The organism is Flaviramulus sp. (genome assembly GCF_982512915.1).
In genome coordinates this window covers 1-4,046 of record NZ_CEWOCJ010000047.1, presented here as the reverse complement: position 1 = coordinate 4,046, position 4,046 = coordinate 1, and the positions used below count along the sequence as shown (strand labels likewise).

Genomic DNA, 4,046 nt, shown 5'->3' with positions numbered 1-4,046 from the left:
AGCTTATACCTTAATGCAGGTGTTAATTTAAACCATATAATTAGTGGAAACCAAAAAATAAATGGTCAAACCTTCGGTTTAACGTCTAGTGATGAGTTTAAAGGTTTATTTGTTAAACCCCTAATAGGAATTGATGCTCGGTATTACATAACAAATGATATTGCTTTTGGACTTGGATATAGTATTTCTAAAAATTTTGGATTATTAAATACTACAGCTCAAAAGCTTAACTTCAACAACAATCAAATACAGTTTAACCTTATATTTTCAATAAATTAAAATGAGAATCCTTCTGTTTTTATTACTTTTTAATTATGGTTTTACCCAAGGTAGCGGTATAACTTATCAAGCAGTTATTTATAACCCAAAGGGAGAACAAATTCCAGGAAAAGATAACCCCTATTCCCCTTTGATAGATAGCTCAATTTGTTTAAAGTTTAATATTATAGATGAAAATGGCGTTACTGAGTATCAAGAGGAAGTACAAACTACCACAGATAGCTTTGGGATGGTAAATCTATTAATAGGCACTTATTCTCAAACAGGAGGTTATGCTTCTGGTTTTAACAATGTATTATGGAGTGCTAGTACTAAATCGTTAAAAGTAGACTTAGATATAACAGGAAGTTGTACAAACTTTGAAAAGTTATCAAACCAACCATTTACATATGTGCCTTTTGCGTTTCACTCTGCAAATCCAGGAGAACCTGGCCCAGCTGGGATGGATGGATTATCTGCATACGATGTATGGATAGCGAATGGTAACAGAGGAACGCAACAAGATTTTATAAATTCATTAGTTGGACCGCAAGGACCAAGAGGTGGAGATGGAGCAGATGGTGCAAATGGCACTATTGGTGATGATGGTAAATCTGCTTACCAAGTTTGGCTGGATTTAGGAAACTTTGGAACAGAACAGGAATTTATTGACTCTTTAACTGGACCAGATGGAGGTATCGGTTTATCAGCTTATGAAGTTTGGATTGGTTTAGGGAATACAGGAACAGAACAGGAATTTATTGACTCTTTAACTGGACCAGATGGAGAAACAGGTTTGAAAAGTCTTATCAATATAAGTGAAGAACCTGTAGGACCTAATTGTGAAACTGGCGGTACTAAAATTGAAGTAGGAATAGATATAAATAATAATAGCATACTAGAAAATGATGAAGTTGATAATTCATTAACTCGCTTCATCTGTGATGGTGTTGATGGTGTTGATGGACAAGATGGTAATATTTCAGGTATTGGAGGGGATAGCAATAGTAACTCTGTTTTTTTATATTCATATAATGATCCTTTAATAGGAAGTATTTTGATTGGTCAAATTAGCGGTGATGGTAATTTTTTCTCAGGTGATAGTTTTTTCGATGGAAAAGCTTATATCCATTCTGTAACTGAAAGTGGTATTAAAAATTATCCACCTATCATATCACCAAACGGAGAAGGTGATATTAGACCATCTGCATTTAATTATGACGGCAGTATTGCGGTGGCCTTATCATATACCACTTTTAAACAATATTTCTTTCAACTCATTGATGGCAACTATCAATTAATGCCAAGTCTAACTAATAGCTTTTCTAGGCAAGATATTGCATTGCTTATATCAAAGGATAATAATAAATATGCAACATATGAGAATGTATATAAAAAAAACTCAGGTGCCTGGGAGTTAGAAGGTAAACTTAACTCAAGTAACAATCCCTATTACTCAATTGCGATGAACCATATAATTACTGGTTATGCTAAATCAGAATTAGGGGGTTATGACGGACTAAATAGTAACGGAAAAATTACTGTTTTTGATTACAATAATGGTATTTCAACTCAAAAAGGGAATGAAATTTATGTAATAAGTGATGGAAGTAAAATTGCTCTAAAACAAGGCTCTTTAGCAATTGACGAGTCTATTAATACAATTGCATTTATTTCTTACGGTAAAAATTCTTTTAATGTAATTCAAGAAGGTTTATATGCTAACGTTTATAAATATGATGAAAATACTAATCAATGGAATCAAAAAGGGCAAACTTTTGGGGCAGTTGGCACTAAGTTTCAAGGAATACATCTTTCTGAAGATGGTAATATAGTAACATTGTTAGAATCTAAAATACAAGGTGAACCTAATGGAGAAGGGAATATAAAAAGATATGAATACAATAATAACGTTTGGACACAAATAGGTTCAATCGTTGTGATACCTTTTGAATGGAATGGAATAGAGTTTCGAATGGAAAAAAACACAATATATATTAATAGTTTTATTCAAAAAATGATAAAAAAGTATTAGTAGTTCATTAATAATTAAAACAATGAAAAAACTTATTTATTTATTACATTTTAACAAAAAATTGATTATGAAAAAATTACTTTATTTATTACTTGCTATAACAGTTATTGGGTGTTCCATTAATGAAGACACTACAGACCCCTCTTCGACTGAAAATTTATTACCTAAAAGGATTACGTGTGTAGGCGAGAGTACTACAATATATGATTTTTATTATGATCAAAATAAAATTGTGAAAATAAAAAGTGAATCCACAACCCTAATAAATGGTACACCATCACCATACCGTTTTTACACAACGGATTTCACATACACAAACAATCTTATTACAAGAGTATCAAATTATAATGATAACTCCCCTACTGTTGCGGTTGTTAAAAATTTTAGTTACGATACTAACGGTCGAATAAAAAAAGTTACGGGACAACGTGAAGGTGAATTTAATGCAACAGTCCTTTATGATTTCATTGATACAATTGAATATGCTGCTAATGGAGATTTTACTGTAAAATCAGAAGACCAAAATGGAAATCCAACAAGCCAAATATGTAAGGTTAAAAATGGAAATGTTGTGATTATTGAAACATTAGATTCCTATGGTCCTTCAAAAACAAGTCTTAGTTTTGATGACAAAAACTCTCCTTGGAAAAATATTACAGGCGCATATAACCTTTCGGTTTATAATATTTACTTGTTTACTTACTTTGACCTAATAGTTGCGTTTAATAATAACGTCACTGAAGCTGAGGTTACTCCAGATAATGGAGAGTTAAGTATTTTTTCATATGATTATAACGAGTTTGATTATCCAAGAAATATATCAGAAAATTATGATGGTTTCCCTGGTGCTTTTATAACTACTATTGAATATTATTAACAGCTAATAAAAATTGAATCACCCAAAAAGTTTGGAATGCTAACAGATTTAAAGAAACTTCGGGAGTTTTAGTAAATTTAAGGTCAAGTTCAGAATTTAGAAACGGAAAATGGCAAAAACTCGGAATTGAAAAGTTTTAGTTTCGATTGACAAATAGAAAAGTATTAAATTCAAAGTTTTTGGCTCTTAATCAAGTCCTACTAAGGCGAACAGGAGAGAGCACTTCGAAAAACGTTACAAGCCATTGCTTGTTTTTATTGGATAACAATAGAGAGATTATTCTAAGACCAAATTCGGTGAAACAAATGGATGCTTGGGTTGATTGGTTTTTGAAATAATATAATAATCAGTTATCATTAAAGTTGAGTCCAGAAACAACTAAAAAAACGGGGAGTACCTGAAAAGCCTTACGAGTAGCAGAAAATTAAGAAAATATAAAATGAAAAACAAATAATCTAAACAACTAAAAATTTATAGATAATTATTGAATTTAAGTTTCTAGTTAATCAATAACCATTGAAATTTTAAGTAAATATTTAATATATTCGTGAGTGTATATATAGTGTGGGTATATACACCAGTGAACATATCCCTACGTTGTGCATAATGCGGTAAATCGTACAAAACATCAAATTTAGTACTGAAAACGCCAACGCTCAAACAGCACATTTATTTTTTTTGCCAACGCGAAAATCCAATGCTAAAAAAAATAAAAGAGCTGTTTCTGCCAACGCACACAAAATAGAAACTAATTGAAATTTTCACTATCTTTGTGAAAGAATTTTATGAAAAATAAAACGCAAATATTAATCCTTTTTTTAATGTTATTGGTTATTCCAACCAGTATAGTTTTTGCGTGTGGAAATACTTCTGTCA

3 protein-coding genes are annotated in these 4,046 nt (G+C 31.1%); all 3 read left to right on the top strand.

Annotation, left to right across the window (positions count from 1 at the left end):
• Positions 1-279 (top strand): hypothetical protein (locus tag AC1XJX_RS13550; protein WP_482004526.1); only part of this gene is annotated, 279 nt, incomplete at its 5' end.
• Between the two features lies 1 nt (position 280).
• A complete protein-coding gene (locus AC1XJX_RS13545; protein WP_482004525.1) occupies positions 281-2,293 on the top strand; it encodes a DUF7151 family protein in 2,013 nt (670 codons plus the stop codon).
• A gap of 67 nt (positions 2,294-2,360) precedes the next feature.
• Entirely contained in the window at positions 2,361-3,170 is an 810-nt protein-coding gene (locus AC1XJX_RS13540; RefSeq protein ID WP_482004524.1) for a hypothetical protein, read from the top strand.
• Positions 3,171-4,046 lie beyond the last annotated feature (876 nt).

Coding starts and splice junctions, on each gene's coding strand:
- AC1XJX_RS13545 (WP_482004525.1), top strand. CDS start 281: ATGAGAATCCTTCTGTTTTTATTACTTTTTAATTATGGTTTTACCCAA.
- AC1XJX_RS13540 (WP_482004524.1), top strand. CDS start 2,361: ATGAAAAAATTACTTTATTTATTACTTGCTATAACAGTTATTGGGTGT.